Source organism: Humibacter ginsengisoli (assembly GCF_054780095.1).
Genome location: NZ_BAAGWZ010000007.1, coordinates 79,004 through 105,067 on the forward strand (window position 1 = coordinate 79,004; position 26,064 = coordinate 105,067).

At 64.0% G+C, this 26,064-nt stretch carries 20 protein-coding genes; 5 read left to right on the forward strand and 15 right to left on the reverse strand.

The genetic code is table 11. From position 1 onward, the window contains the following. Positions 1 to 53 precede the first annotated feature (53 nt). Both ACYVI5_RS13500 and ACYVI5_RS13505 read left to right on the forward strand, forming a co-directional pair. A complete protein-coding gene (locus ACYVI5_RS13500; protein ID WP_460580654.1) occupies positions 54 to 1,085 on the forward strand; it encodes a LacI family DNA-binding transcriptional regulator in 1,032 nt (343 codons plus the stop codon). Next, the gene (locus tag ACYVI5_RS13505; protein ID WP_460580655.1) at positions 1,082 to 1,693 is read left to right on the forward strand and encodes a YesL family protein; all 612 of its coding nucleotides are present in this window, start codon (positions 1,082 to 1,084) and stop codon (positions 1,691 to 1,693) included. The genes ACYVI5_RS13500 and ACYVI5_RS13505 overlap by 4 nt, the downstream gene beginning before the upstream one ends. 412 nt (positions 1,694 to 2,105) lie before the next feature. On the opposite strand, the gene ACYVI5_RS13510 is transcribed toward ACYVI5_RS13505, so the two are convergent. Next, entirely contained in the window at positions 2,106 to 3,284 is a 1,179-nt protein-coding gene (locus tag ACYVI5_RS13510; protein ID WP_460580656.1) for a sensor histidine kinase, read from the reverse strand. Further along, positions 3,281 to 3,931: a response regulator gene (locus ACYVI5_RS13515; protein WP_460580657.1), complete on the reverse strand. Its 651-nt coding sequence runs from the start codon at positions 3,929 to 3,931 to the stop codon at positions 3,281 to 3,283. The genes ACYVI5_RS13510 and ACYVI5_RS13515 overlap by 4 nt, the downstream gene beginning before the upstream one ends. A 311-nt stretch (positions 3,932 to 4,242) precedes the next feature. Between ACYVI5_RS13515 and ACYVI5_RS13520 the strand changes: the two genes are divergently transcribed. Together ACYVI5_RS13520 and ACYVI5_RS13525 are read left to right on the forward strand one after the other, a co-directional pair. After that, positions 4,243 to 4,914 (forward strand): siderophore-interacting protein, encoded by a 672-nt coding sequence (locus tag ACYVI5_RS13520; protein ID WP_460580658.1) that lies wholly within the window; start codon positions 4,243 to 4,245, stop codon positions 4,912 to 4,914. A gap of 2 nt (positions 4,915 to 4,916) precedes the next feature. Further along, positions 4,917 to 7,277 carry a phosphatidylglycerol lysyltransferase domain-containing protein gene (locus ACYVI5_RS13525; RefSeq protein ID WP_460580659.1) on the forward strand — a complete coding sequence of 787 codons (2,361 nt, stop codon included), beginning with the start codon at positions 4,917 to 4,919 and terminating at the stop codon, positions 7,275 to 7,277. A 153-nt stretch (positions 7,278 to 7,430) separates the two neighbouring features. Here ACYVI5_RS13525 and ACYVI5_RS13530 read toward each other — a convergent pair whose 3' ends face one another. The 13 genes from ACYVI5_RS13530 to ACYVI5_RS13590 form a co-directional block, all read right to left on the reverse strand. Continuing rightward, entirely contained in the window at positions 7,431 to 8,714 is a 1,284-nt protein-coding gene (locus ACYVI5_RS13530) for an alpha-galactosidase (protein ID WP_460580750.1), read from the reverse strand. A 38-nt stretch (positions 8,715 to 8,752) separates the two neighbouring features. Then, positions 8,753 to 10,504 (reverse strand): cellulase family glycosylhydrolase, encoded by a 1,752-nt coding sequence (locus ACYVI5_RS13535; RefSeq protein ID WP_460580660.1) that lies wholly within the window; start codon positions 10,502 to 10,504, stop codon positions 8,753 to 8,755. Positions 10,505 to 10,532: 28 nt separating this feature from the next. Then, on the reverse strand, positions 10,533 to 12,071 hold the full coding sequence (locus ACYVI5_RS13540; protein ID WP_460580661.1) for an alpha-L-fucosidase: 1,539 nt from the start codon (positions 12,069 to 12,071) through the stop codon (positions 10,533 to 10,535). 47 nt (positions 12,072 to 12,118) lie between these two features. Then, complete coding sequence (locus tag ACYVI5_RS13545) at positions 12,119 to 13,633, reverse strand: glycoside hydrolase family 43 protein (RefSeq protein ID WP_460580662.1); 1,515 nt, start codon at positions 13,631 to 13,633, stop codon at positions 12,119 to 12,121. Then, complete coding sequence (locus ACYVI5_RS13550; protein WP_460580663.1) at positions 13,630 to 15,387, reverse strand: ABC transporter substrate-binding protein; 1,758 nt, start codon at positions 15,385 to 15,387, stop codon at positions 13,630 to 13,632. Before ACYVI5_RS13550 ends, ACYVI5_RS13545 begins: the two co-directional genes overlap by 4 nt. Before the next feature lie 140 nt (positions 15,388 to 15,527). Then, positions 15,528 to 17,291, reverse strand: a complete 1,764-nt coding sequence (locus ACYVI5_RS13555) for a type 2 periplasmic-binding domain-containing protein (RefSeq protein ID WP_460580664.1) — start codon at positions 17,289 to 17,291, stop codon at positions 15,528 to 15,530. 35 nt (positions 17,292 to 17,326) lie between these two features. Beyond that, complete coding sequence (locus tag ACYVI5_RS13560) at positions 17,327 to 18,301, reverse strand: carbohydrate ABC transporter permease (protein ID WP_460580665.1); 975 nt, start codon at positions 18,299 to 18,301, stop codon at positions 17,327 to 17,329. A 10-nt stretch (positions 18,302 to 18,311) separates the two neighbouring features. Beyond that, on the reverse strand, positions 18,312 to 19,304 hold the full coding sequence (locus tag ACYVI5_RS13565; RefSeq protein ID WP_460580666.1) for an ABC transporter permease: 993 nt from the start codon (positions 19,302 to 19,304) through the stop codon (positions 18,312 to 18,314). Positions 19,305 to 19,645: 341 nt separating this feature from the next. Further along, positions 19,646 to 20,755, reverse strand: a complete 1,110-nt coding sequence (locus tag ACYVI5_RS13570; RefSeq protein ID WP_460580667.1) for a Gfo/Idh/MocA family protein — start codon at positions 20,753 to 20,755, stop codon at positions 19,646 to 19,648. Then, the gene (locus tag ACYVI5_RS13575) at positions 20,752 to 21,555 is read right to left on the reverse strand and encodes a ThuA domain-containing protein (protein WP_460534204.1); all 804 of its coding nucleotides are present in this window, start codon (positions 21,553 to 21,555) and stop codon (positions 20,752 to 20,754) included. The genes ACYVI5_RS13570 and ACYVI5_RS13575 overlap by 4 nt, the downstream gene beginning before the upstream one ends. A 103-nt stretch (positions 21,556 to 21,658) precedes the next feature. Continuing rightward, positions 21,659 to 22,519, reverse strand: coding sequence for a carbohydrate ABC transporter permease (locus ACYVI5_RS13580; RefSeq protein WP_460580668.1), 861 nt, complete (start codon positions 22,517 to 22,519; stop codon positions 21,659 to 21,661). Then, positions 22,516 to 23,469 carry a carbohydrate ABC transporter permease gene (locus ACYVI5_RS13585; protein WP_460580669.1) on the reverse strand — a complete coding sequence of 318 codons (954 nt, stop codon included), beginning with the start codon at positions 23,467 to 23,469 and terminating at the stop codon, positions 22,516 to 22,518. Before ACYVI5_RS13585 ends, ACYVI5_RS13580 begins: the two co-directional genes overlap by 4 nt. A 67-nt stretch (positions 23,470 to 23,536) precedes the next feature. Continuing rightward, positions 23,537 to 24,766 carry a sugar ABC transporter substrate-binding protein gene (locus ACYVI5_RS13590; RefSeq protein WP_460534210.1) on the reverse strand — a complete coding sequence of 410 codons (1,230 nt, stop codon included), beginning with the start codon at positions 24,764 to 24,766 and terminating at the stop codon, positions 23,537 to 23,539. A gap of 241 nt (positions 24,767 to 25,007) precedes the next feature. On the opposite strand from ACYVI5_RS13590, the gene ACYVI5_RS13595 reads away from it, so the two are divergent. Further along, complete coding sequence (locus ACYVI5_RS13595; RefSeq protein ID WP_460580670.1) at positions 25,008 to 26,060, forward strand: LacI family DNA-binding transcriptional regulator; 1,053 nt, start codon at positions 25,008 to 25,010, stop codon at positions 26,058 to 26,060. The last annotated feature ends 4 nt before the right edge of the window (positions 26,061 to 26,064 follow it).

A 26,064-nucleotide genomic window follows, 5' to 3' on the forward strand; every position in this document is an offset into this window, starting at 1 on the left:
ACGCTGCGCACCCGTTTCGCAAGAGGGCACGATTCGGAAAGGCAGGAAGACCGATGGTCACGATCGCAGACGTCGCCGAGGAAGCCGGCGTCTCCATCTCGACCGTGTCGTACGTGATGAGCGGCAAGCGCACGATCTCGCCCGAGACGCGCCGACGTGTGGAGCGCGCCATCGCGTCTCTCGGCTTCAGCCCGCACGCCGGCGCCCGCTCGCTGGCATCCCGCTCCACGAGCGTCATCGGCCTGCAGATTCCACTGCGCACCGGCGTCGACGTGCACGTGGTCATGGAGGTAGTGACCGGCGTGGTGGCGCGTGCGCGCACGCACGGATACGACATCCTGCTGCTCACCAGTGACGACCCGAGGGGCATGGAGCGCGCCGCGAAGGGTTCGATGGTGGATGCCCTGCTCGTCATGGACATCGAGTCCGACGACCCCCGCATCGGCATCCTCTCGCACCTCGAACAGCCGAGCGTGCTGATCGGGCTCCCCGAGGGCCGGCGCACCATCCCGTGTGTCGACTTCGACTTCGAAGAGGCCGGATGGCTCGCCGTCGACCGCCTGAAGGCACAAGGACACCGCCGGGTGGCGCTGATCGGCTCGCCAGCCGAGGTCATGGCGAGGCACACCGCATACGCCGACCGGCTGGCCCGCGGGTTCCTTGCGGCCTGCGCCGCCTCGGGCATGACGGGAAGCATCCATCCGTGCCCGAGCAACGCAGAGGCAGCCGACGTCGTCGACGCGGTCATGGCCGAGGATCCGCAGATCACCGGATTCTTCGTGCACAACGAAGGTGCGCTCCCGCACGTGTATGCGCGGCTCGTCGAGACGGGCAAGCACGCGGCGAGCGCGCCGTCGCTCGTGGCGTTGTGCCCTGAGGACGTGGCGCTCTCCGTCCCCGGACCGGTGGACAGCATCGCGATCCCTGCGGAAGCGATGGGGGCTGCGGCAGCAGACGTCATCTGCGAGCTGATCGACGGTGGCACGCCGCCCGGCGTGCGCCTGATCGCTCCCGCGCTCACGGTGCGCACGGCGCTCACAGCGACCGGCAAGCCCGCTAAGCCGAAGCGCCGCGCCGCCTCATGAGGATCGATCCCGACAGCAAGACGATGCAGGGCGCTTCGACGTTCGTGTCGTTCATCGTGCTGAACGTCTTGTTCATCGTCACGTGCATCCCGATCGTCACGATCGGAATGGCCACGAGCGCGCTGTTCGAGGTCACGCTGCGCTACTCCGACGAGGAGAGCGGGCACCTCGTGCGCGACTACCTGCGAGCGTTGAAGACGGATGCCGTCCGCGGCACGATCGTGTTCGCCTCCTTCGCGCTGCCCATGCTGGTGCTCACGTTCAGCGGCCTGTTCTGGGCGTTCAGCGGCAGCGCGATCTCCATCGCGGCCGTCGTCGTCGCGCTCATCGGCGCGCTGTACTTCTTCGCCGCGTTCCTCTATGGCACAGCACTCGTCGGCCGCTACGAGAGCGGCTTGCGTCAGACGCTGAAGAACGCGATGCTGCTTCCGGTCGCCGAGTCGTGGCGCACGTTCGTGCTCGTGATCATCCCGGCGACCGCGGCGAGCCTATCGGCCGTCTTCCCTGCGTTCCTGATCGTCATCGCAACGATCGGCTTCTCGGTCGGCGCGTACGCGACCGGCTTCCTGCTCCGCGGCATCTTCGCGCGGCACTCGCAGGCATCCTGAGCGAAGAAGCAATAACGAGCACAGACCCGCCAGAGGGGTGCGTCTCCCGCCGCACGGGATCACCGCAGCGGCCGGAAGCGGCAAGCATGGAGCCATCGCCACCAACCGGTGATGGATGAAGCATTTCTTCTTCACGCGAGAGGAATCAGTCACGCAGAACTCTGACATCCGCCTGATCATCGATGTCGCCGAATCCGTCCGGAACGCGGCGCCGATTCAGAAGGACCCGGAGGATGCGCAGCTCATCGGCCAACATCGGTTCCCAGCCTGACGCCCTCTACTTCCTCGTGCAAACCGTCCTGCTCCAGAGGCGCTCGAGGGCCAGCAGAGCAATGCCGCTGGGCCGCCACGCTCCGGGCCGCGTCCGAGCCGGCAGTTTCTCCAGGTCCTGCCGGAGCGGCGTCGGCTGGCGCTATTGATCCACCCTGGGGTACGAATCGGGGTGACGCGCATCGTGCTGAACACGTACGTCATGCACCGGGACATCCGCCGGATCGGTGACCGGAAGGGCCATCTGGAGCCGGAATCCTCCGTGCGGCGTCGGCCCCGCGTTCATGCTGCCGCCGAGCAATTCGGCACGTTCGCGGAGTCCAATGAGTCCGTGACCCGATCCCGGCAGAACTGACCGAGCAACAGAAGACGGCTCATTCTCGACGGTGAGCACCACCACGCGGTCTGTGCACGCGAATGAGACACGTGTCATCGCATTGGCACTGTGCTTATGCACGTTCGTCACGCCCTCTTGGACCGCACGGAACAGTGCGCGCTGCACGCTGGAGGGCAGGTCGGCCGGTGGCGGGGATGTCAGTTCGACGTCAATTCCGCTTTCCGTTAGAAGCGCAGGTAGATCCGACAGCCGTGGCTGGGGCGCCAGGCTGGTGCCCCCGCTTCCGGAGGCCCTCAATACGCCGACCATCCGGCGCAGCTCGTCGAGGGTTCGTACGCATAGTGCCCGGATCGTTCTGGCGATGTCCGCCGTGTGCTCGTCTTGCGCACTGACCTGCAACGCGCCCGCCTGCACCGTGATGAGGCTGACCTGGTGAGAGACCACGTCATGCATCTCCCGCGCTATTCTGGCTCGCTCAGCCGCTACGATCTGGTGTTCCGCCGCTTCTCGTTCCACGCGACGCGCCGTTGTCAATTCTGCGAGCCTCCCCGCCAAGTCGCGGCGGGTCTGAACGAGCAACCCCAGCACAATGGGCGTGAACCCGAACATCGCCGAGTAGATGGCGTCGAGGATGATACCGAGCCGAGGAGCGTAGTCCCACGGCGCGAGCCAGAGCACGGCGGTGAGGGTCGAGGCGACTACGAGCATCCAGCGCACCCGCGACCGCTCGGCGACCGCGAAGAGCGTGACCAAGGTGGGTATGAGACTGGCGGTGATCGCCAGAGCGGGAAGGGTTAGCGCGAACGCAACCCAGGGCATCCGGTGGCGCAGGATCAGTGCTAGTACGCCGACCACTCCGAACACGAAGTCGAACGACCACGCGGGCGATGTATCTAACAGCAGTTCGGTGATGGAAGCAGCCAGCAATCCGACGTCGATGAGCGCGGCGAGCCACCTACGCCCGGCGTTCGTTGCCCGAGTCATGAGAGTTCCGTTGACCGCAGCAGGCCGCCCCGCTCGGCGATCAGCGCAGCTTGTACGCGGCCGTTCACTCCGAACTTGAGCAGAATGGCGCTTACATGGTCCTTGATCGTGCCGGGGCTCAAGTGCAGCCGCGCACCGATCTCTGCATTGCTCAATCCCTCCGCCAGAAGTGCGAGAACTTGGCCCTCTCTCGCCGTGAGGCCGCGCACGAGCGTCTGCGCATCTGCGTCGTCCTCCTCGACAAGGTAACGGCCGACGAGTCGGCCACCGACCTGCGACGAGAGAACGATCCCGCCCGCCGCCAGGGTTCGCACCAGTTGGGGAAGCAGTTCCGGGTCGGTGTCCTTGAGCAGGAAACCCGATGCACCCTCTCGAAGCGCCGCCGCGACGTACTCGTCAGCGTCGAACGTGGTGAGCATGGCTATGATCGGCTCCTCGCCACGTTCTTCCCGCACACGCCGCAACACGCTGATGCCGTCCACGCCAGGCATCCTGATATCCAGGAGCACCACATCCGGTGAGGTCGCTTCGATGACGCCCACAGCCCCGATACCATCGCTCGTGCCTACCACCTGGATATCGGCCGTTTGGCCGAGGATGAGGCTCAACCCGGACCGCACCAGCGTCTCATCGTCGACGATGACCACACGAACGGGCATGAGGTCCCTTCTCACTAGGTCGATGGCCTGAGGCGGCGGAAACGAGACAGCAACTCGGACAGTCATAAGCCAGCGAGATACCGAAGTAACCGTACTTCGTGGCCGCCGCGTTCCGCTCGACTTGAGCGAACACCCGCCGACCGGCGGGGGTGGTTCCAGCACGTCGTCGGATGTGTGGCGACCATCGATCCGTCGAGGCTGGGAACGTGAACTCGGTCGTCGCTCTCTCGCATCATCCCGCCAGCCGATCCTCCGCCGGCCGGCGCGATCATCGTCCGGTTATCGGCACGGTCGTAGCCGTGGGGGCCGTCACCTCCACCATCCTGCGCGTCACCATCAGGGTGCAGGCGAACCTTCGGCCTGCTGTGCGTCGCCCGCACCATGCGACTGTCGAGCTCCGGACGGCGAAAGGCACCGTCCAGCGAGTGCTGACTCCCGCCCCATTCCGCGAGGAAGCGGGCAGCGAACAACTGTTGACCGAGCTCGATGTCGTGACGCATCGTGGTCCGGGCGAGATCACCCCGTGGGTCCGCGGCCTGCGCAGCGGTGATGAGCTCCGCATGACGCTGTCGTCTCAGCGCCTCGATCTTCCACATGGATTCGCCCGCTACATCCTGCTCGCCGATGCGACCGGCCTGCCCGCATTGCGCACCCTGCTCGCCCGCCTTCCCGAGGCGGCAGAGGTCATCGCGTATGCGAGTGCGTACTACTCAGACACGCCACGGTATCTGGGTCATCAACCCTGCGTGGAATGGCTGCCGGCGGCCAGTACTGACGCCGAGCTTGCGGATGCTCTGAGTTCGCACGGCCCTCTCAGCGACGACGTGTTCGTCTGGGCGGCCGGCGCCGAGCATCGGATGCGGTTACTGCGCCCCCTCGTGGCAAGGGGGCCCCGGTCGTCGTCTGTCAGTTCGATCACCGACTACTGGAGTCGTTCGATGGGCTCACGGACCACGGCCCACGCGTCATGAGGATGCTCGAGCGCATTCGCCGTTATCCGGCCACCCTCGGGATCCTTGCGGTGGTACTCGCCGTTTCGCTCGCCAGAGCTATTGCCCACGCAATGCATCACGGCGGCACCTGGGAACTCGGCTACTCCGCTGTCGTTCACGGACACGAGCCTTGGCGCATCGTCACGGCACCAGTGGTGGTGTCCGGCATACCGCAGCTGCTCGCTGTGCTGGCGCTCGGGATCACGGTCATCCCGATCTCTGAACGCAGACTCGGTTCATGGCGCACTGCTGGTGCATGGGCTGCCACCGGAATCCTCGGGCCCGCCCTGGCTCTCGGGTTGCAATACGTCGGGATCGCGATGCACGAACTCGGATCTCGCACAGCGCAACACGCGGTTATGGCTGTGCCGCTCGCGGGACTCATCGGGACCCTCGTGCTCACGGCCGCGAAGGATCGTATCGTGTGGCAGCGCCGGCTGTCTGCGCTTCTGCTCGCGGTGTTCGGTGTTCTCGTCTTGTACACATCGAACCCGATCCTCACGGCGTACCTGCTCTCCGGCCTCGTGGGTGGGGGGCTCGGATTGGCAGGTAGAAGCCGACCCAAGCGACCCATGGCGTATCAGGGAAGCCATCGTGCCGCTAGGAGGTGGGTGGCGTTCGTAGTGGCCGCCACGGCGGTCGGGCCGTTGATAGGTCTGACCCAGCCCGATCGTCCCGGGCCGCTTGCGCCTCTCGGCGAGCTCTTCATCACCGACGATCCGGCTTCCACACCCTTGGCAGGGTTGCTCCTCGACGTAGCGCCATCGATCGTTCTCCTCGTCGCCGCGTATGGCATGCTCCGCGGAAGTCGTATTGCAGCGATCGTGGCCATGTGCGCGACGACGCTTGCGGCTCTCATCGCGACCTGGTGTTTCGTCGTGCTCCCTCTGCTGTCCGGTGGGTTCGACTGGAGCAGCGCCGGAAGTATCGAGACGAATCTGACCTACCTCTTGGCCGGAGCGATCTTCGCCATCATCGCCCTTGTCATCGCGGCGAACCTCGGCCACTTCACCGTGCCCGCCCGACCCCGGATCTTCCGGCGTCTAGGACTCGGCGCCATCGCCATCACTGCTCCACTGGCGATCATCTTCACGGTCGCGGCCTGCGCCATGGGACAGAGCCCGCTCACGGCATGGATCGGGCTGCCTCTCAACGCAGTGCCGCCCGCACTATTGCAGAACAGCTCACTGGCCGCTCTCGACCAGCATTCACCGATGGCGACGCTGGAGTTATGGAGTGCTGTTGCGATCTGGGGGCTGATGACCATCCTTCTCGGCCGGCTCATCGCCGCGACCGCCCCGAAGCACGATCCACAGGATCGCACCCGCCTGCGTGAGCTGCTGCGCCGGCACGGTGGCGGCACCCTCGGTTTCATGGCGACATGGCCGGGCAATCGCACGTGGTTCGCCGAGACGGGCGAAGCGGCTGTCACCTATCGGCTTGTCGGTCGCACAGCGATCGTGCTCTCAGATCCGGTATGCGCACCGGCGGATGTCTCACGCACGTTCACCGAATTCATCCGCTGGTGCGACGACAACGGCCAGACGACGGCGTTCTACAGCCTGCACAATCAAGTCGCTGCCCTGACCGGAGGCAATGGCTGGAAAGCGATCCAGGTCGGGGTGGAGTCGATCATCTCCGTCGAATCGTTCTCACTAAGCGGCAAACGCAAACAGAACATCCGCACCGCGATAAATCGGGCGGGCCGTGAAGGCGTACAAGCAGTGTGGACCGCTTTCGAGCAACTCGACGCATCCCAGCGCGGCCGGCTGAGAGCGCTGTCGAAGTCATGGAAGCAGGGCAAACCGCTGCCAGAGATGGGATTCACACTCGGACGATTCGAACAACTCGCCGACCCAGACGTACGGCTCATGCTCGCGGTGTCCCAGGACGGTACGATCACCGCTATCACCAGCTGGCTCCCCTCTTACAGAGACGACGCGTGTGTCGGATACACCCTCGATGTGATGCGGCGCGGCGCGGATGCAATGCCCGGATCGGTCGAATTCCTCATCGCCGCCACCGTACTGCGAGCAAAAGACGACGGGATGGAATTCGTCAGCCTCTCCGGCTCGCCGCTGGCGGCCGCACCTTCCGATCCCGCTGGCTTGGCCGAGCGTATCGGCGAACGCGTTGCAAAAACACTGGAGCCTGTTTACCACTTCCGCTCGCTCGCCTCATTCAAGACGGCCTTCCAACCCGAGCAGGTTCCCCTCTGGCTTGCCTACCCCGACGAGACGACGCTGCCTCAGACGCTAGCGGCCATCGGACGAGCGTACGTCCCAACCATCCGATTCAAGGAAGCACTCACCCTCGTTCGCACTATCAGCGACCGAAGGTGAGCGTGCCGCTGGTCGCGCACGAGCTTGCTCAGCCCGTGAATGAACAGCGTGGTCGGCTGCCACGACGTCTTCGGTGCGAACTTCTGTCATCCTCCACTGACGACGCTGACATCTCCGATCGTGGATGGAATCATCCTTCGACCCCTGCGCCGCTTATGTAGGCATGAACCGCATGAGTTGACACCCGTGGGGTTCGATTTCCACCTCAATCATTTCGCGGCGGCCGCCCCGTTGTTGACCAGCTGGGGCGGGGTCCTGCGTGAGCGGGTGTATTGACCGGCGAGACCAAAGCTCTTGTGTCTCTCCTTCGTCGTCGGGCGGGAATCCGAGATCCTGACGGTCGAGGACGAAACGATGCACGGTCTCCCCGAGGTTGAAGACCGCGCCGTACCTTGCACCTCCCGGACCCTCAGCCGTCCAAATAACCAGGTCATGTTCACGGAGCGCTTCCCGATTGTTCGTCGAGCGCAGCACCTCGAGAACCTCAGCATTGGTGAACAGTGCGATCGTGTCGGGATCGCTGTCCGGCAGGTGTCCACCAATCATCAATGGCGATCTCGCCATGACCCACAGCGTCATCATCGTTCGACGTTCCGCGGGCAACAGCTCGTCGTCTCGCGGGCGTCCGCGTTCTGCTCGAAGCCCGATGCGACCGAGTGGAAGCATGTCCCCGTCTGCCCACCCGAGCTCGGATGAATGGGGCGCCCAACGAGCGAAGCGGGCGAAGTTCGCGGCGACGTCTTCCCATCGGTCCCAGAGGTCATCACAGATGCGCCACATCGTCGCATGGGAACGCAGATGGTCTAACCGTGCAAGTGAAAGGTCGCGTCCCGGCGACAGACTCAGCTGCATGCTGCGGCCGCATTTCTGGATCGCCTCCGAAAAGGCCTCGATGTCCTCGACCTGGTAGGGCCAGAGCATGTCGTCGGCCTTGATGAAGTCGACGCCCCATTCCGTATACAAGGCAAGGATGCTCTCGTAATAGACGCGGGCTGCGGGATTGGCGTGGTCGAGACCGAACATGTCAGGGTTCCAGCCGCATACGTTCGAACGGTCGGCGACATCCCGCGCGGTCACATTCGTGCCGAGTATGGGAAGGTCCTCGAAGACCGCGTGCCGAGGTATGCCACGCATGACATGAATGCCGAACTTGAGTCCGAGACCGTGAACGTGATCAGCAAGCGGACCGAACCCCGCGCCATCCGCCGAACTGGGAAATCGACCCGGATCAGGGATCAGGCGGCCATACCGATCCATGGCCAGCGGCGCGCCGTCGTTGTAGCCATGGGCGCGGGCCGTTGGATCCGACCAGTCGATATCGACAACTACCGTGTCCCAGCCAAAGGGACGCAAGCGCTCCGCCATGAACTCGGCGTTCGCGAGCACCTCCTCCTCGGTGACCGAGGTACCGAAACAGTCCCAACTGTTCCACCCCATCGGCGGAATGGGCGCGGGCTCGTGAATGATCGGGCAGATCACGAGAGCGACCCGGTAACGGTGCTCCCCGAGACCTTCAGGTAGTAGGTCGTGGTGGCACCGCTCCAGTATTGGAAGGTGAGTGTCACGCGCGAGCCATCGGTGAGCGAGGCGAGGTAGCCCTTCGTCAGGACGATCTCATTGTTGGCGTAGTCGGCGGAATACGCCCCGTTACCCACCGAGTCCGTGCCGTACTCCTGGTACGGAGTCCAGCTGGTTTGTCCGGCGTTGGTGCCGTCGGAGTACACGGAATGCATCGTCGTCAACGTGTCGCCGTTGAACTGGGTCGGAATGATCAGATCCGAGCTCGTTATGCCAGTCGCCGCCAACAGTGCGGGCTGCTCGTTCGTCACGATGTTGATGTGCCACGGCACGCCACGGGAGAAGTGCGCCTCAAGCGTTGCGTCGACGCCCAAGGCCCGGTCGCCGACGAGCTCGGTCAGCAGGGAGGCCTTGAGAGTCAGCGTGCCGGCGGAATAGGTGTAGTCGCTGCCTTTGCGGAGCCGCCGTTTGCCGTCGGAGAGTCCGGTGAACTGCAATCCGTTGGGGTTCAGCGCCAGGGTCTGGTCGCTGATCGCACTCGCCTTCGGCACGTACACCGTGTCGTTGGCGCCGGTTCCCGATCGCGTCGTCCAGCTCGACTGCATCACCGCGAACGTCCCAGGGTCGAGCACTTGCAGGCTATTGCGATTGAGCAGGCGACTACCGTCATCCCAGTAGCTGAGGGTGATTCCGGTAGTGCGAGCCTCGTAGCCGAGCGCCTCGTAGTACTTCAAGGTTTCGCCGCGCTCAAGGCCGTTGAACCAGTCCGTGTCGTTATACAGTCCGGCCTCTCCGAGGTATACCGGAATGCCCTTGGCGACGAACTCATCGTGCATCAGCGTGAATGCATTGGTCATGTCCTGCTGCGGAGTGGTGTCGAACTTGGAGTAGCCCGCCACGTTCACCCCGAACGGCCAGAAGCCGTAGTAGTGGAAGGACGCGATGAGGTTCGGGTCATGCAGCGACTGCATCTCGGAATACAGTGCGTCTTCGCCTGGCTGGGCTGCCGTGTCTCCCGGCGTGGAGAGCATCAGATAGCGCCTCGCATTCTCGCTGCCGGAGCGACGTACGACGTGGAAGAAGTCGGTCTGCAGCTCATTGAGCAGCTGACTCGCCTGGGCACCGCTGACGCCGGAGAAGTTCTGCTCGTTATCCGCCTCGAAGATCAGGCTCCGTGGCTCATTCTTGAACGCGTTCGCGATCTGCGTCCAGGTGGCGTCGTACCGCGCAGTGACCCCTGCCGGATCCGTGGGCATGTTCGTAATCCACTGCCACGAGTCGTGGTGGACGTTGAGCACGACATAGAGACCGTCGGACAGTGCCCAGTCGACGACCTGCTTGACCCGGGCCATCCAGGACGGGCCGATGGTGTAGCTCGGCCCCGCCCCCTCATGTCCGCCCCAGGTCACGGGGACGCGAACGCTCTTGAAGCCAAGCGATTTGATCTTCTGCAGCAGCGCCTGCGTGATCGGTGGGTTGCCCCAAGACGTTTCAGTGGGAAAAGCGTCGAGGCTGTTGCCGACATTGAAGCCGGGCTGCATGTCGGCGACGAACTTCATGGGATCGGCGGACGCCGGAGTGGCTGCAGGTGATGCGCTCGTCGCACTCGCCGGCGCCGTCACGCCCGAGCCAGCGACCAGCAGAACAACCAGACCGGCGACGATCAATGCAGGTCGCCATTGAATCTTGCGTGAGGTCGAAAGCCGCACGATATCTCCTACTGTTTTCAATGGGCGGTCAGTCATGCGAGGGTTCATGCCCCGGACGGGCATCCGGGGCGAGGACGATCTTGACAACAGGGCCGAACAGGCTGGACTGCGCAGCTGGAAGGTGCACATCCAATCCATCCCATGCCTGGCCCCATTTCGGTTCTTGATTCATGCCGAGAACCGAAACCCTTTGCACGGTCTGCGCCATCAATCCGGATCCCGACCCGAGCGCGCGGATCCGCACTCTTCCATCGGCAACGGGGGCTAGAACGATCGCGTAGACGTACTCGGCAGCCGCATCGTGCCGGCTCGTGAACCGGATGTCTTCGCTCGTGTAGGCAGGTTCAGACTGGTCGACGAACGAGCCGCTTGCCCGGGCGGTGGGCCCCTCACTGGCGACCTTCCATGGCCGTGTTCCGTATATCGCCTCACCGTTCTGAGTGAGGTACGAGCCGATCTTCTCGAGGAGGTCCCGTTCTTCTTCCGCGATCGTGCCGTCCGCTTTGGGGCCGATATTCAGAAGGAGCACGCCGTTCTTCGAGACCACGTCCGCGAGTTCGGCGACAATACCGGGCGCGCTTTTGTAATCCTGGCCTTCGATCCAGCACCACGAGTTACGTGAAACCGACGTGTCGTTCTGCCAGACCTCAGGATTTATGGAGCCCATCGCGCCGCGTTCGATGTCGTAAACCGCCGAACCCGGCCTGAAAGCCTTCTCTTTGTAATTGATAACCACTTCACGGCCCCACTCGGCAGCACGGTTGTAGTAGTAGGCGGCCAGCTTTCGCAGGTATGGCTCGAAAGCCGGCTGTTCGATCCACCAGTCGAACCAGAGAACCTGCGGCCAGTACTTGTCGATGACTTCGACAGTGCGGAGCAGCCAGTCCTCGAGGTAACGCTCGCTCGGCGCGACTTCCTCGCGTTGGGCCGGCCCATAGAAGTCGACGTACCGTTGGTCCAGAACGTCCGAGTCGAACTTTGCGCCGCCATTCATGAAGAACCAGTGCTCTGCGCGATGTGACGAAGCACCCCTGATCAGCCATGACCGGTCCACCGCGGCCATGAGATCCCCAAAGACATCACGACCCGGGCCCATGCGAGCAGCGCTCCATCGTGAGCGATCCGTGTCATACATGGCAAAGCCGTCGTGATGCTCGGCCACCGGCACAACGAACTGCGCACCAGCGCGCCGGAAGAGGTTCACCCATTCGTCAGGATCGAAGTCCTTCATGGTGAAGCTGAGAATGAAGTCCTTGTATCCGAAGTCCTTCTGGTCGCCGAATTCGGCTCGGTGGTGATCGAATTCCGCACTTCCTTCGAGGTACATGTGGCGCGAGTACCACTCGCTCCCGAAGGCCGGCACGGAAAAGACTCCCCAGTGCAAGAAGATGCCGAACTTCGCATCCCGATACCAACGGGGCACGCGATATCTCGAAAGCGAGCTCCAAGTGTCCTCGAACGGGCCCTGATCGATGACCTCCCTCACAAGCGCCAGAGCACGTGAGTTGTCGGAGACGTCGACCGGCTCGGGCAGTTGAGAGGGGTCGAGCGGTTGCAGCGTGGCCATGCTGTTTCCTCTGGATCGTGTCGAATCAACCCGATGGGACCGATTCCCTACCGGGGATGAGCTGAATTCCCGGCGGCGTCGGCGTCGACTTCTTCATACCAATCGAAGTGAACGGTTCCTTCGGCGGCGTACATGCCGATGACTCGCCCGGTGAAGCCGCCGGCCACCTCAGTCGAAAGGTAGCGGCCGTCGAGGGATGCGAGTGTCTGGACGGCACCCGCCCCATCCTCGACTCCGAAGAGGATCGTGTCAGGCCCCGTCTTAGGGCCGTCGTCCTTTGGATCGGTGATCTGGAGCACAAGCGTGGTCACGCCATTGGGGAGTGGTGCGGAGGCGACCTCCGTGTACACGCTCCCGATTCGGGCGGCCACTCGGACGCGGCCATCGCCGGTCTCGATCTCGTAGTGGTGTTGCTCGTCGAGACGGATGCCGAGGCCACCAGCGCCATCGCTGGCATCAATGCGAGCCTTGACTGTTCCTCGCAACCAACGCTGTCGTCTGCCGACGAAAACGATGTCAGAGGCATCAAGGGAACGGCCGCGAGCGCGAAGTGTCAGCCACCCCTTACGCTCGGCGACCGTGACGTGATCCGCCGAGCGTTCGCGCACCGAGACCCAGCCGGGGTCGAGTTCCGGCGCCTCGAAGTCGTGCCGCGCTTCCGAAACCGATGGCTTGTCTAATGACGTGACGGGGAGGGAAAGCCGCGTGCTCAGGTCGCCCACAACCGGCCATTCGTCCACCCAGCTGACTTCCGCGAGGAAGGTCTCGCGTCCGAGCACGTGCCATCCAGGGGTGCCGCCCTGTGGCCGTACTGCCAGGAGGACCATCCACCACGACCCGTCCACCGCTTGAACAAGGTCGGCATGCCCGGTGTTCTGTATCTCATGGTCGGTCCCGCGGTGAGTCAGAATCGGGTTGGACGGGCACGCTTCGAAAGGACCGGTGACGGATCGGCTCCGTGCAACCGATACGCTATGGCCGCGTTCCGTGCCCCCTTCCGCGATAATCAGATACCACCAATTGCCGACGTGGTAGAGGTGAGGCGCCTCCGGCGCCTTGGCACCGGGAAGTCCCGACCATATCTGTCTAGGTTCGCCGACCACCTCGCCGCTGCGCGGCGAGATCCGGGCCTGACCGATGCCGGCGAACGTGCACCAACACGTGCCGCCCTCATCCCACACGAGGTCAGGATCGATCCCAGGAAGTTCCGGCAGCCAGATCGGCTCGGACCACGGGCCGCCAGCGTCGGTTGCGGTGATGACGAAGTTGCCGCCACCCGGACGGATGACGGTCGTGATGATCCAGAAGAGCCCGTCGTGGTAACGCAGCGTCGGCGCATAGATCCCGCCCGAGGAAGGCGCACTTGCGAGCGCCAGTTGCGATGGACGATCAAGTGCGTTGCCGATCTGCGTCCAGTGGGCGAGGTCCGTGCTGTGGAAGACCGGCAAACCCGGAAAGTACTCGAAGCTGGAGCACGTCAGGTAGTAATCGGAACCGACTCTGCAAATGCTCGGATCGGGATGGAAGCCGGGAATGACGGGGTTCGTTCGGCTGTGGCTCATCCGAACTTCTTGACGATAGCGGCCTGCGCGGCAGCCTGTGCTTTCGCGTTGGCCAGGTCGACCTTATAGACCTTGTCGTACCCCAGCCCGTCGGCCGTGGTCTGCATTTCTTCGAGAAGCGCGTTGAATTCCGAGTCGCTCGTCGACATCGCCATTTTCCAGGAATTGGTGACGATGGTCGAGCCGACCTGACTGCGCAACGTGGCAATCTCCGAACTATCGACGGGAGCGATGTAACCGGCTCCGGGAGCCACCACCAGCTGCCCCTTCTTCTGCAGATATCCCATCGTCGTCTTCGCCCCGTCCATGTGCGCAGACCAATCCTTGGTAAGCGGGTTCTCGATGAGCGTCTCGTAGCTGGGCCACAGTGTGTACTCGAACGGTTCGCCCGTCGCCGGGTCTTTGTCCACCAGAGCGACAGCCGCCATGTTGATCGGGGAGCCGCCCTTTGAGAAGGAGCCGGTGCCGTAGGACGCCGGAACGGTCGCGGTGCCGCCACCGAGGAGTGCGGCCTGACCGAATGCGTTGAGCTTCGGCTTTCCCGACGAGATGGTCCACGTCATCTCCTTGGGCCCCGGTGCTCCGCCGACCGTTCCCGAGTTCGCGTAAACCCCATCAGGCGAGTACAACCAGTCGATGAACGCGGCGACGCGTTGCGGGTCGCGAGCCTTAGCCCCGATGGCGTAGACGAGCGTGCCACCGTACGGTTGGACGCCTGTGGACACCACTTTCAAGTTCTTCATCGGCGCCATCTCGAAGCCTTTGCCCTGCTTCTGATTGGCATCGGTGTTGTACGCCGACCCTCCGAGCCATGGCCACCACGAGAAGAGAACCTGGCCGTTCTGAAACTTTGTGAAGAGGGTCGAATAGTCCTGTGTCGGAGAGTCGGGGTCGACGAGGCCCATACGGTTTGCTTTTGCGTACAACCGCAAAGCTTCGACGTAGTAGCCGTTGGAATCGAGAACGCCCTGATAATCGCTTCCGTGAACGGGAGCGAACACCAGGCCCGTTCCTTGATAGCCGAAGAAGCTTGCGAACTGGCCTGCGTTCTGCATCACCACACTGTCCCAGTCCTTGAAGAACGAGAACGCGTAGACCGGCTTTCCATTCGGTGCCTTGGGCTCCAGCTGCTGCATCTTCTTGAGGACATCGAGCAGTCCGTCCAGGTCGTTGATGGGCGGATAGCCGAGCTTGGCATACAGATCCCAGCGCAGGTACGGCGCCACGGTCGGGTCGACGCCCTCGGACGGCACCGTCGGCTTGAGGTTCGACACAGTGGTGGGGAACGCGAAAGTTCCCTTCTGCGACTTGTTCAGATGCTTCACCGCAGCGTCGAACGGCTTCGCGTTCTGCATGCTTCCGTAGTACGGCGAAGCATCGAGCAGGAGGCCGCCCTTCAGTGACTCTGTGAGGTGAGCCGACGAACCGATGATCACCAGGTCGCCTAGGCTTCCGGCTGCCGAACGCGTGTTGAAGAGAGTGTCACCCCCACCGGCGACGTTCGGCGCGATCATGTTGAGCTTCATGTTGAACTTGTCCTTGACGACCTTCGCAAACCATCCGTTTGCAATGCCTTGGTAGTTGGCGACGTCGTCGAAGACGTCGATTGTGATCTCCTTCTTCCACGTAGAGGGGAAGGGCCCACCGGCGTTCGTCGCTTGCGGCGTCGTTCCGCTGATCAAGGAGCACGACGACAGTGTCATCGTGGTGACGGCACCGATGCCTGCCAGTGCCAGGAATTCTCTGCGCTTCATTGCTGCATTCCTTTCTTGGTGCGCTGAGGCGCGCGTCAGCTCTTGACGGCGCGGAGCATGGTCCCCTTCACGAAAGTGCGCTGCACAAAGGGGATGGAAGGAAGGCGGGCGGCTCCACAACGGCCCGGCCCGGATTGTGGTCAGCCGAACTTCTTCGCGACGGCGAGACGCGCGGCGTTCTGCGCCTTGGCGTGCTCCATGTCGAGCTTCAGCACCTTCGCGTAACCGAGCCCGTTCACTGTGTTCTGCATGTCCTTCAGCAGCGAATCGAACTGCGACGTGCTGGTGGCCATCGCCATCTTCCAGGAGTCCGCAACGATGACCGCTTTGATCTGGTTGCGCAGTGTCTGCGTCTCAGTGTCGTCGGCAGGTGCGTTGTAGCCCGATCCGGGCGCGACGATGATCTTCTTGGTGTCGCGCAGGTAGTCCATGGTGGTCGCCGCGCCGTCCATGTGCGACGACCAGCTCTTGGTGAGCGGGTTGGCGACGAGCTTCTGGTAGCTCGGCCACATCTGGTAGGCGAACGAGTATCCGGTGGATGGATCCTTGTCGACGGCCGTGACCAGCGTCACGTTCAGTGCGGAGACGCCCTTCGTGAAGGTGCCAGTGCCCCAGTCGGACGGCACCTGCTTCGTCGATCCACCGAGGAAGGCATCCTGCCCGAAGGCACTCAGGGCCGGCTTCTTCGACGAGTCCAGGTCCCAGGTGAGGCCCTTCGGGCCGGCGGCCGACCCCGTTTGAGCACCATTCGCGTACACGCCGTCGGTGGAGTACAGCCAGTCGATGAACGCCGCAACGCGCTCCGGATCGCTCGCCTTCGTGCCGATACCTAGGGAATAGTTGCTGCTGCCGTACACTTCCGCGCCGTAGGAGAAGATCTTCATGTCCTTCAACGGCGCGATCTCGAAGCCGCGGCCGGCGTTCATGTTGTCGGTGGTGTTGTAGGCGGGCTGGGCGAGCCATGGCCAGAACGCGAAGAGCACCTGTCCCGCCTGGTACTTCGCGTACATGGTCGAGTAGTTCTGCGTCGGCGAGTCGGGGTCGACGAGGCCCGCCTGGCTCGCCTTGCTGAAGAACTTCAGCGAGCGCACGTAATGCGAGTCGGAGTCGATGATGCTCTCGTAGGAGGATCCGTCGGCGGCTGCCAGTACGAAGCCCATCTCGTCGAAGCCGTAGTAGCACGCCGGCTGCTTGGCGTTGTTCATCATGTTGCCGTCCCAGTCCTTGAACAGGGACAGGCTGTAGGTCGGCTTGCCGTTCGGCGCCTTCGGCTCCGCCTTCTGCATGTCCTGCAGCACTGGGATCAGGTCTTCGAGCGTGTCGATCCGCGGGAATCCGGCCTTCTCGTACAGGTCCCAGCGAAGGTACGGACCGAAGGTGGGTTCCGTGCTCTCGGACGACTGGGTCGGCTTGAGCTTCGACACCGAGGTGGGGTACGCGAACGTTCCCTTGTTCCCGGTGTTCGCCTTCTTCACCGCAACGTCGTACCGGGCCGCGTTCGTCATGTTCTTGTAGTAGTTCGACGAGTCGAGCAGAAGTCCGCCCTTCAGCGCCTCGGTGAGGTGCTGGTACGACCCGAGGACCACGAGATCGCCGAGGTCTCCGGCCGCCGACCGGGTGTTGAAAAGCGTCTCTCCACCGCCTGCCACGTTCGGCGCGATGACATTGAGCTTCATGTTGAACTTGTCTTCCACGAGCTTCGCGAACCATCCGGACTGCATGCCCTGATAGTTGGCGAGGTCGTCGAAGACATCGATCGTGATGGGCTTCTTCCACGTCTTAGGGAAGGCGCCCGACGAGCCGCCGGACGTCGTCGAGCTGCCCTCGATCAGTGAGCACGACGACAGCGTCATCGTGGCTATCGCCCCGATGCCCGCCAGAGCCAGGAACTCTCTCCGCTTCATTGCTGCATTCCTTTCTTGGTGCGCTGTGGCGGTCGTCAACCCTTGACGGCGCCGAGCATGATGCCCTTCACGAAGAAGCGCTGGAACAGGGGATAGATGAAGATGATGGGCAGAACGACGACGACGGCGACGGTCATCTGAATGGATGTCGGTGTCTGCGAGGTCGCGGAATTGGCGATCGCGCTGAGGCTTCCGCCCGCCGCGTTCTGGGCTGCCTGAGCCAGGCTGTTCGCCTGATTGATGAACATGTAGAGCAGGTACTGCAGCGTGTACAGGCTCTGATCGGTGATGTAGATCAGGGTGTCCTGGAACATGTTCCACTGCGCAACGGCGGAGAAGATCGCGACGGTGGCGAGGATGGGCGTCATGTTGGGCAGGTAGACGCGGAAGAAGACCTGCAGGATGTTCGCGCCATCCATCTCCGCCGCCTCCTGCATCGAGCGCGGCATCGACTCCACGAACGTCTTCACGAGAATGACGTTGAACGGCTGCACGAGGTACGGGATGACGTAGACCCAGAAGTTGTTCGTGAGCCCGAGGCCCTTGATGATCAGGAACACCGGGATGAGGCCGGCGCTGAAGTACATCGTGATGACCGTGAACCGGTACCAGAACGCCCTCCCCCACATGCGTTCCTGCGTGAACATGAAACCGAGGAACGCGGAGACGAGCACGGTGCCCGCCGTGCCCAGAACCGTGCGGGCGACGCTTACCGCGGTGGCCAGCGTGAGCCCCTGCAGCTGGAAGACCTGCCCGTAGTTCGAGAGGTGGAAACCGATCGGCCAGAACCGCACGTCCCCGAGCGCTGAGAGGTTGTTCGCGCTGACCGAGTTGATGATCAGGTAGTAGAAGGGGTAGGCGCAGATCACGGCGAACAGTGCGAACACGAGGTAGTTCAGCGAGCTGAAGACCTTCTCGCCCGCGGTACGCCGCGTGCGGGTCGGGCGCCCCCCGCGAGAAGAGCGAGTGCGGGAATCCGTGCCGGTGACGGCATCCGTTGCCATGGCCATGACCGTTGTCCTAGATGATCGAGGTGCCGCGCGCACGCTTGGCGATGAGGTTGACGGAGATGAGCAGAATGACCGAGATCAGGCTCTTGAGCATGCCGATCGCCGTCGCCAGCGACAGGTTGTTGCCGGTCATGCCCACGTTGTAGACGTAGAGATCGAGCACCTGGATGTGCTGCATGTTGAACGCGTTCTGGAACACGTAGTACTGGTCCATGCCGTTGTTGAGCAGGTTCGCAACCGACAGCATCAGCAGCACGACGTAGGTCGGCATCAGCTGTGGGATCGTGATGTGCCGCATGAGCTGGAACCGGCCGGCACCGTCGATCTTCGCCGACTCGTAGAGGGCGGGGTCGATGCCAGTGATGGCAGCGAGATAGATGATGGCACCCCAGCCGAGGCCCTTCCAGAGGCTCCAGAGCAGCATCGTGAGCCACACGTGCTGGCCGGAGTCGAGGAACTTGATCGGCGTCGTGATGATTCCGGAGTCCGTGAGCACGCTGTTCACGAGCCCGGAGCTGGAGAACAGCGAGAACGCGATCATGTAGACGAGCACCCAGGAGATGAAGTTGGGCAGCGTCGTCAGCGTCTGCACGACGTTGCGGAACCACGGAGCCTTGACCTCGTTGAGGAAGACGGCGAACACAATCGGCAGGAACGAGGTGAGGATGCCCAGAAAGCTCATCGCGAGCGTGTTGGCGAGCACCTGCACGATCTGCGCCATCTGGGTGGGTGAGCTGACCAGCATCTGGAACCACTGGAGCCCCACGAACGCGCTGCCCTTGAGGCCGAGCGCCGGCTGGTAGTCGTACAGCGAGAAGATCCAGCCGTAGAGCGGCAGGTAGGAGAACACGAAAACCAGGACGAGCAACGGCGCGATGCAGAGGAACATCGTGAACGACTTCTTGCCACCCCGGCGACGCCGATCTGCTCTGGAGGACTTGGGCTCCTTACGGTGCGCGAGCTCCGACGACGCCGCTTCCTGGAGAACCGCTTGCGTGGTCACCGTGCGCCTGCCGTCACCGAGGCGATCAGCGCTTCGTGGCGCCCGGACGCTTGATCCCGCTGCATCTCACTCCTTCGTGGGGGCCGTTGGGTCGACACGAGCTCCCTCGTCTGATCGAGTGCGAGCGCGCGATCCGGCTCGAATTAATCGAACCGCTTCGACGACCATAGAAGATGTTCGGCCGTTCCGTCAAGGTGCACCGCATGTCACCCGTACGGGTCGGAGACGAGTGCCCCGAGGGTGCGCGTTCCGCCCGCCGAACGAGCGCGTTCGTGCGCCCGAGGGTGCGGGTTCCTCGCGCGGAAGAACGCGCACCCTCGGGGTGGGTGTGGACGCTCGGGTTATCCGAGGTGCGCGGCGGAGCCCCAGGATTGGAGCGCCTCGCGCACGTCGGCGCGACTCTCGTCGGCGAGCGCCTGCGCGTACGCATCCTCGAGCACGTCGGCGAGCAGCACGGTTCGCACCTCGGCTGCCGAACGCACCGCGGCCTCCACCATCGCGAGGCTGTAGACGTTGGAGTGCACGTCACCAGAAGGCGTTACGCCCGTTCGGAGCGCTTCGACGAACTCGTCCAGGGCGCCCGCGATCTCCGGCCGCCCAGCACCGGCGTCCGGGTCCGGCGAGGCGGTGCCGTCCGCGTACTCGACGCGCGGCTCGCCCTCGCCGTCCCACGTCGCGCTGCCTCGCGCCCCGCTGATCCGCCAGGAGCCGTTCCACGACGTCTCGAGGCCCGTGCTGCACCAGCTGCCCGTGTAGGCGAAGCGCGTGCCACCGTCGAACACGAAGGTGGCCGCAGCGGCGGCGTCTCCCCGGTACCAGCTCCACGCCGGATTGAACGTGCGGCAATCGACGGAGACCGGATCGGCGTCGAGCAGGTAACGGGCCACGTCGAAGGCGTGGATCGCCATGTCGACCAGCAACGGATGCTCCATCTCGTCGCGGAAGCCGCCGAAATGCGGCCCCTTGAAGAACTCCGTCGTGACGAACCCGACCTCGCCGAGCGATGCGACGACGGCCTTCAATCGTGCCAGTTGCGGATAGTACCGTCGGGACTGACTCGTCATCAGTAACTGCCCCGACACCTCCTCGGCGGCGATCAGCGACAGCGTCTCGGCGACGGTCGGCGCAATCGGCTTCTCGCACAGCACCGGCAGCCCGAGGAAGAGCGCCTCCGTGTTCACCGCGTGGTGCGCGGGCGGCACAGTCACATCGATGACGGCCTGCGCGCCGGATGCGGCCGCCACCTCGGCCAGCGCCGCGCCGACGACCACGTCGAGCCCGTGCTCGGTCGCGGCACGATGGGCCAGGTCGACGTCGAGGTCGACGAGGCCGACGAGCGCGACGTCCGGCGATTCGCCGAGCACGCGCATCCACGCCCGCCCCATGTTCCCCGCACCGACGAGCACCACCCGCAGTGGCCCCTCGCCCGTCACGCGCGCGAAGGCGTTCATGCCGCGTCGTCCGTGTCGTTGTTGTGCAGCGCGCCCTGGTAGCCGTGCCCATTGAAGAAGTCGCCGGACTCGTAGCGCAACAGCGTCGGCAGAGCGCGGCTCGGACGATCGGATGCCGCCCACGCGACCCCGTTCGCGATCACGCGGCGAACATCCTTGTGGTGGTAGACGGGAAAGTCCTGGTCGCCGGGGCTGAAGTAGAAGATCTTGCCGTTGCCCCGGCGGTACGTGATGCCGCTGCGGAACACCTCGCCCCCGGTGAACGAGCTGATGAAGACGATCTCGTCGGGCCGCGGCACGTCGAACTGCTCGCCGTACATCTCTTGCTGCGGGATCTCGATCGGATGCGGCACACCCTGCGCGATCGGATGCGTCGGGTCGACCGTCCACACCAGCTCGCGATCGTTCTCGCTGCGCCACCGCAGGGTGCACGTCGTGCCCATCAGCTTCTGGAAGATCTTCGACCAGTGCCCGGAGTGCAGCACGACCAGGCCCATGCCCTCGAGCACGTGCCGGTGCACGCGCTCGACGACCTCGTCGGAGACCTCGCCGTGCGCCGCATGCCCCCACCAGGTGAGCACATCCGTCTGCGCCAGCCGCTCCTCGGTGAGTCCGTGCTCCGGGTCGTCGAGCAGAGCCGTCGTGACGGAGACGCGGTCTCCCAGGTTCTCCTCGATGCCCGCCTTGATGGCGTTGTGCATGCCGTCGGGGTAGAGCTCGGCGACATGCGCTTCGACCTGCTCGTGGCGGTTCTCTCCCCAGACGACGACCCGCAGGGGGGTCGATGCGGTGGTGTCCATGTGTTTCTCCTTCATCGAATTCTCTTCTCGAGATGCGGCGCCGGGCACACCGCTGCCGACCTCTCGCCGCATCTCGTGCGACAGCTGCTCTTTCGTGCGAGTGCTACTTGATGGCGCCGCCCAATGCGCCCGCCGCGATGTACTTCTGGGCCAGGATGAGCAGCACTCCGGCGGGAATGGATGCGATCACCGCGGTAGCCATGACGGGCCCCCACGCGGACACGTTCGCCCCGATGTAGTTGTAGATGCCGAGCGTGATCGGTCGCACCGCGGGCGTACTGGTCAGTGTCAGCGCGAACAGGAAGTCGCCCCACGCCCCCAGGAACGTGAACAGCGCGGCCGTGATGATCGCGTTCTTGCTGATCGGCACGACGATCGAGAGGAACGCCCTGAAGTTGTTCGCGCCGTCGACGAGCGCGGCCTCGACAAGGCTCTGCGGGATGGATGCCATGAACGCCCGCATCAGGATGATCGCGAACGGGATCTGCGCGGCGCTGTCGGCCAGGATCAGGCCGAGATACGAGTTGAGCAGTCCCCAGTCGTTGAACAGCGTGTACAGCGCGTTCGCGATCACGATGGTGGGGATCATCTGCGTGATCAGCAGCACGAAGACGAAAGCCGTCATCCCCTTCATGCGGAATCGGGCGAGGCCGTAGGCGGCTGGGGTGGCGACGACAAGCGTCAGCACCACCGTGCTCACCGCGATGATCAGGCTCGTCACCAGGTTGCCGCCCTGCTGCTGGATCGCCTGGGCGTACCCGTCGAAGGTCGGGTGGAGCGGGATCCAGTCCGTGTTCGCGGCACCGGAGTTCGCCTGCAGACTGCTGTTGATCATCCAATAGACCGGGAACACCATGATGGCCAGGAAGATGATGCCGAGCACCGTCATCGGCCACTTCGGGCGGTGGTGTCTGTGCTCGGCGCGCGTGCCGGCCGGCAGCACCATTGCCTGCGTCGCGGTCATTCGTCGACCCCCTTGCGGTTCATGTACAGATAGACCATCGCGAAGAGCAGCGATACCACGATCAGCACGTTGCTGATCGCGGCGCCTTGGCCGAACGCGAACTTCACGAACGAGTTGTGATAGGCCCAGGTGGCGAGGGTTTCGGTAGAGTTCGCCGGTCCTCCGCCGGTGAGGCCCAGGATGATGTCGACGACCTTGAGTGTGTACACCACCCCCAGCACGATGACGACGCTGACCACGGAACGGATGCTCGGCCACGTGATGTGCCAGAACGCCCGCCACCCGACGGCTCCGTCGAGCGCCGCCGCCTCGTACAGCTCCTCCGGCACGGACTGCAGGCCCGTGTAAAGGATGGTCGTGTTGAACGGGATGCCCAGCCACACGTTGACGCCGATCACGGCGATCAGCGCCAGGTCAGGGCTTACCAGCCATGGCACCGCGTGGATGCCGAAGACGCCCAGGAACTGGTTCAGCGCACCGCTGCCCTGATCGAGGATCCACTTCCAGACCGCAGCGGAGGCGATCAGGGGCAACAGCCACGGCAGCAGCAGAAGCGACCGCAGGAATCCGCTCAGTGGGAAGTGCCGTTTGAAGAAGAGTGCGAGGCCCAGTCCGATGCCGAACTGCAGCACGATCGAGCCGATCGTGAACAGCGCGGTGTTGATCACGGTCGTCAGGAAGATCGGGTTGCTGAACACGGAGGCGTAGTTGGCGATCCCGACCCACGGGGCTACGCCGGTGTAGAAGGTCGCTGTCGTGTAGTCCTGCAGCGACATCAGCACGTTCTGCACGATCGGATAGCCGAAGAACACCAGCACGAAGAGGATCGCCGGCGCCACGAACAGCCATCTGGTGAGGTAGCGGCCGAGGTGGTGCCGCCGCCGGGGTGCGCCGCTCGGGCGGGCCGGGGACGCGGTGCGCCGGTCGATGCCGGCCTGCGCTGAGGTCATGTCACGCTCCTTTGCGGTTCATGCGGGCGGCGGCGGTACAGACTCCGCCGCCGCCCGCATCTGGCACCTACTTGTTCTGCGCCTGCGCCTGCTGGAGCGCGGCCTGCGGGCTCGCCTTGCCGGTCAGCGCCAGCTGCACCGCGGTGTAGATGGCAGTCGCGGCGGTGGGCCACTTCGGTCCCAGCTCCGCTGTGCGGGCACGTGCCGTCTTCACCGTCTGGACGAACGACTCGACCTGCGGGTGCGACTTCGCCCACGTCGCCGCCGACGCCTCATCGGCGGGCACGTTGCCCGAGATCTTCGCGATCTTCAGCTGCGTGGCCGGCTTGTTCAGGCATGCGACGAACTTGGCGGCGAGGCCCATCTTGGTCTTGTCACCGGTCTGCGGCACGTTGTAGGTCTCTCCGCCGAGCGGCGAAACGACCTTTTGCGAGGTGGTGCGCGTCGGGATCGGCACGCTCGCGAAGTTGAGCCCCTTCGTGGAGTTGAGCACCGGCAGCTGCCACGGACCGTTGATCATCATCGCCGCCTTGCCCGCGACGAACTGGTTGTTGACATCCTGCTGGCTCCAGTTCACCGAGCTCTTCGACATGGAGCCGTCGTTCTGGAGGTCGACGTCGAGCTGCAACGCCTGGGCTGCTTCCGGTGTGTTGATGTTCTTCTCGTTGCCGCCGTTGGTCCAGAAGAACGGGAGGAACTGCCAGGTGCCCTCGTAGGTGTTGATGTTGCTCATGGCGAACCCGTACTGGCCCTTGCTGGCATCCGTGAGCTTGAGCGCCGCGGCCTTGAGCTCGTCCCATGTCTTGGGCGGGGTGACGCCGGCGGCCTTCAGCAGGTCGACGTTGTAGTACAACGCGATGGAGTTGATCACCGGAGCGAGGCCGTAGACCTGGCCCTTGTAGGTGCCGGCCTTGACCACGGCGGGTACGTCACCGCTCGGCACGGTGACACCGAAGTTCTTCAGCGGCGCCAGGGCTCCCGTGGCGGCGATCTGCTGCACGTCGGGGTTGTCGAGCATGAGCACGTCGGGCAGCGTCTTCGACGATGCCTGCTGCAGCACCTTCTGAATCAGCGATGCGCCGGCGACGTGCACCGGGTTCACCTTGACGCCGACCTCGGTGCCGCAGTCCTTGTAGATCGAGTTGTATCCGCTCATGCTCGGGTTCGCGGAGTAATAGTCCTCGACCGTGAGGGTCTGCTTGCCGCCCGAGCCACCGGATCCCGACGAACAGGCCGCCAGCGACAGCGAGACGACGGCCGCCCCGGCGATCGTCGCGATGATGCGTGACTTCTTCACGAGTGAGCTCCTTTGCTTCTTTGAGGAAAAGGTCTTGTTGTTCTTCGAAGGTCTTCGCCATCGGGGGACGGCGAGGTCAAGCGCTTGACCGGGATGCCAAAAGAAAAACCGGACGGTCTGGGAGGAACTTCCGGCAAGTGCTTTCAGGCATTCTGCGCACGATCGGCCATCAGAGTCAAGCGCTTTACCAAAATCGCCTCGCCTCGGTGCGATACTTGCCCGGAGCGCAACCAGAAGGGCGGTGGCAGTGGTCACGATGCAGCAGGTGGCGGACCACGCCAAGGTCTCGATCTCGACCGTGTCGTTCGTGGTCAACAACACCAAGCCGGTCACGCCGCAGACTCGCGAGCGGGTGCTGAGCGCCATCGAGGAGCTCGGCTACCGCCGGAATTCGATGGCGAGAGCGCTTGCCAGTCGCAAGTCGCGCGTACTCGCCTTGATCTACCCCCTGCTCGACCACCGGCATCCGCACTCGTTCGTGGATGCCGCGGCCACTGCGGCCGAGGAACGCGGCTACAGCCTCGTGCTGTGGCCGATCCATAGTGACAACGTGTCGGCCGAGATCGCCTCGCTCATCCAGGCGGGCTTCGCAGACGGCGTCATCTTGATGGAGGTGCAGATGGAAGACGAGCGGGTCAGCCACCTGCAGCGGGCCGGCGCTCCGTTCGCACTGATCGGCCGCACGAGAGAGCTCGACGGCATCGATTACGTCGACATCGACTTCGAGCGCTCCATCGAACAGGCCGTCGACGATCTCGCGGCGCTCGATCACCGCGAGATCAGCCTGATCATCGAGGATCTCAGTGGCACGCCGCTGGCCGGATACAGTCCGCCCATCCGCGCCGAGCAGGCCTTCCGCGAGGCGACTGCCGAGCGGGGCGTGACCGGCACCGTGTTCCGCGTCACGCACGATAGGGCATCCATCCTCTCGATCACCGACGAGATCACCCGGCGCGCTCCAGGAGCCACGGCAGTCATCGGCATGCACGACGAGGCGACGTACGCGCTGATGAACGGGCTCCGGCATCGGGGGGTGCGGGTGCCGGGCGACATCTCGGTGGTCGGCGTCGGGAATGCCACGGCGATGTCTGCCCTCGCCGACCCTCCCCTGAGCACCTACGAAGCACCGGGCGGCGAACTCGGGCGCCTGGCGACCGACGCGTTGATCGACCGGCTCGAGGGTCGCGATGGGCCGCCGACTCAGGTACGTCTGGCCTGCACGCTCGTACCCGGCGCCTCGGTGGGCGCCGCACCGGTCGGCAGACAGCCTCTCGACCCCTCGCCCACGATCTGATATG

Bases quoted from the DNA above. Each gene is read 5' to 3' on its own strand.
- ACYVI5_RS13505 (WP_460580655.1), top strand. From the start codon at position 1,082: ATGAGGATCGATCCCGACAGCAAGACGATGCAGGGCGCTTCGACGTTC.
- ACYVI5_RS13555 (WP_460580664.1), bottom strand. From the start codon at position 17,291: ATGAAGCGGAGAGAGTTCCTGGCTCTGGCGGGCATCGGGGCGATAGCC.
- ACYVI5_RS13510 (WP_460580656.1), bottom strand. From the start codon at position 3,284: ATGACTCGGGCAACGAACGCCGGGCGTAGGTGGCTCGCCGCGCTCATC.
- ACYVI5_RS13525 (WP_460580659.1), top strand. From the start codon at position 4,917: ATGCTCGAGCGCATTCGCCGTTATCCGGCCACCCTCGGGATCCTTGCG.
- ACYVI5_RS13530 (WP_460580750.1), bottom strand. From the start codon at position 8,714: ATGGGGTGGAACAGTTGGGACTGTTTCGGTACCTCGGTCACCGAGGAG.
- ACYVI5_RS13585 (WP_460580669.1), bottom strand. From the start codon at position 23,469: ATGACCTCAGCGCAGGCCGGCATCGACCGGCGCACCGCGTCCCCGGCC.
- ACYVI5_RS13500 (WP_460580654.1), top strand. From the start codon at position 54: ATGGTCACGATCGCAGACGTCGCCGAGGAAGCCGGCGTCTCCATCTCG.
- ACYVI5_RS13570 (WP_460580667.1), bottom strand. From the start codon at position 20,755: ATGAACGCCTTCGCGCGCGTGACGGGCGAGGGGCCACTGCGGGTGGTG.
- ACYVI5_RS13560 (WP_460580665.1), bottom strand. From the start codon at position 18,301: ATGGCCATGGCAACGGATGCCGTCACCGGCACGGATTCCCGCACTCGC.
- ACYVI5_RS13550 (WP_460580663.1), bottom strand. From the start codon at position 15,387: ATGAAGCGCAGAGAATTCCTGGCACTGGCAGGCATCGGTGCCGTCACC.
- ACYVI5_RS13545 (WP_460580662.1), bottom strand. From the start codon at position 13,633: ATGAGCCACAGCCGAACGAACCCCGTCATTCCCGGCTTCCATCCCGAT.
- ACYVI5_RS13540 (WP_460580661.1), bottom strand. From the start codon at position 12,071: ATGGCCACGCTGCAACCGCTCGACCCCTCTCAACTGCCCGAGCCGGTC.
- ACYVI5_RS13575 (WP_460534204.1), bottom strand. From the start codon at position 21,555: ATGGACACCACCGCATCGACCCCCCTGCGGGTCGTCGTCTGGGGAGAG.
- ACYVI5_RS13580 (WP_460580668.1), bottom strand. From the start codon at position 22,519: ATGACCGCGACGCAGGCAATGGTGCTGCCGGCCGGCACGCGCGCCGAG.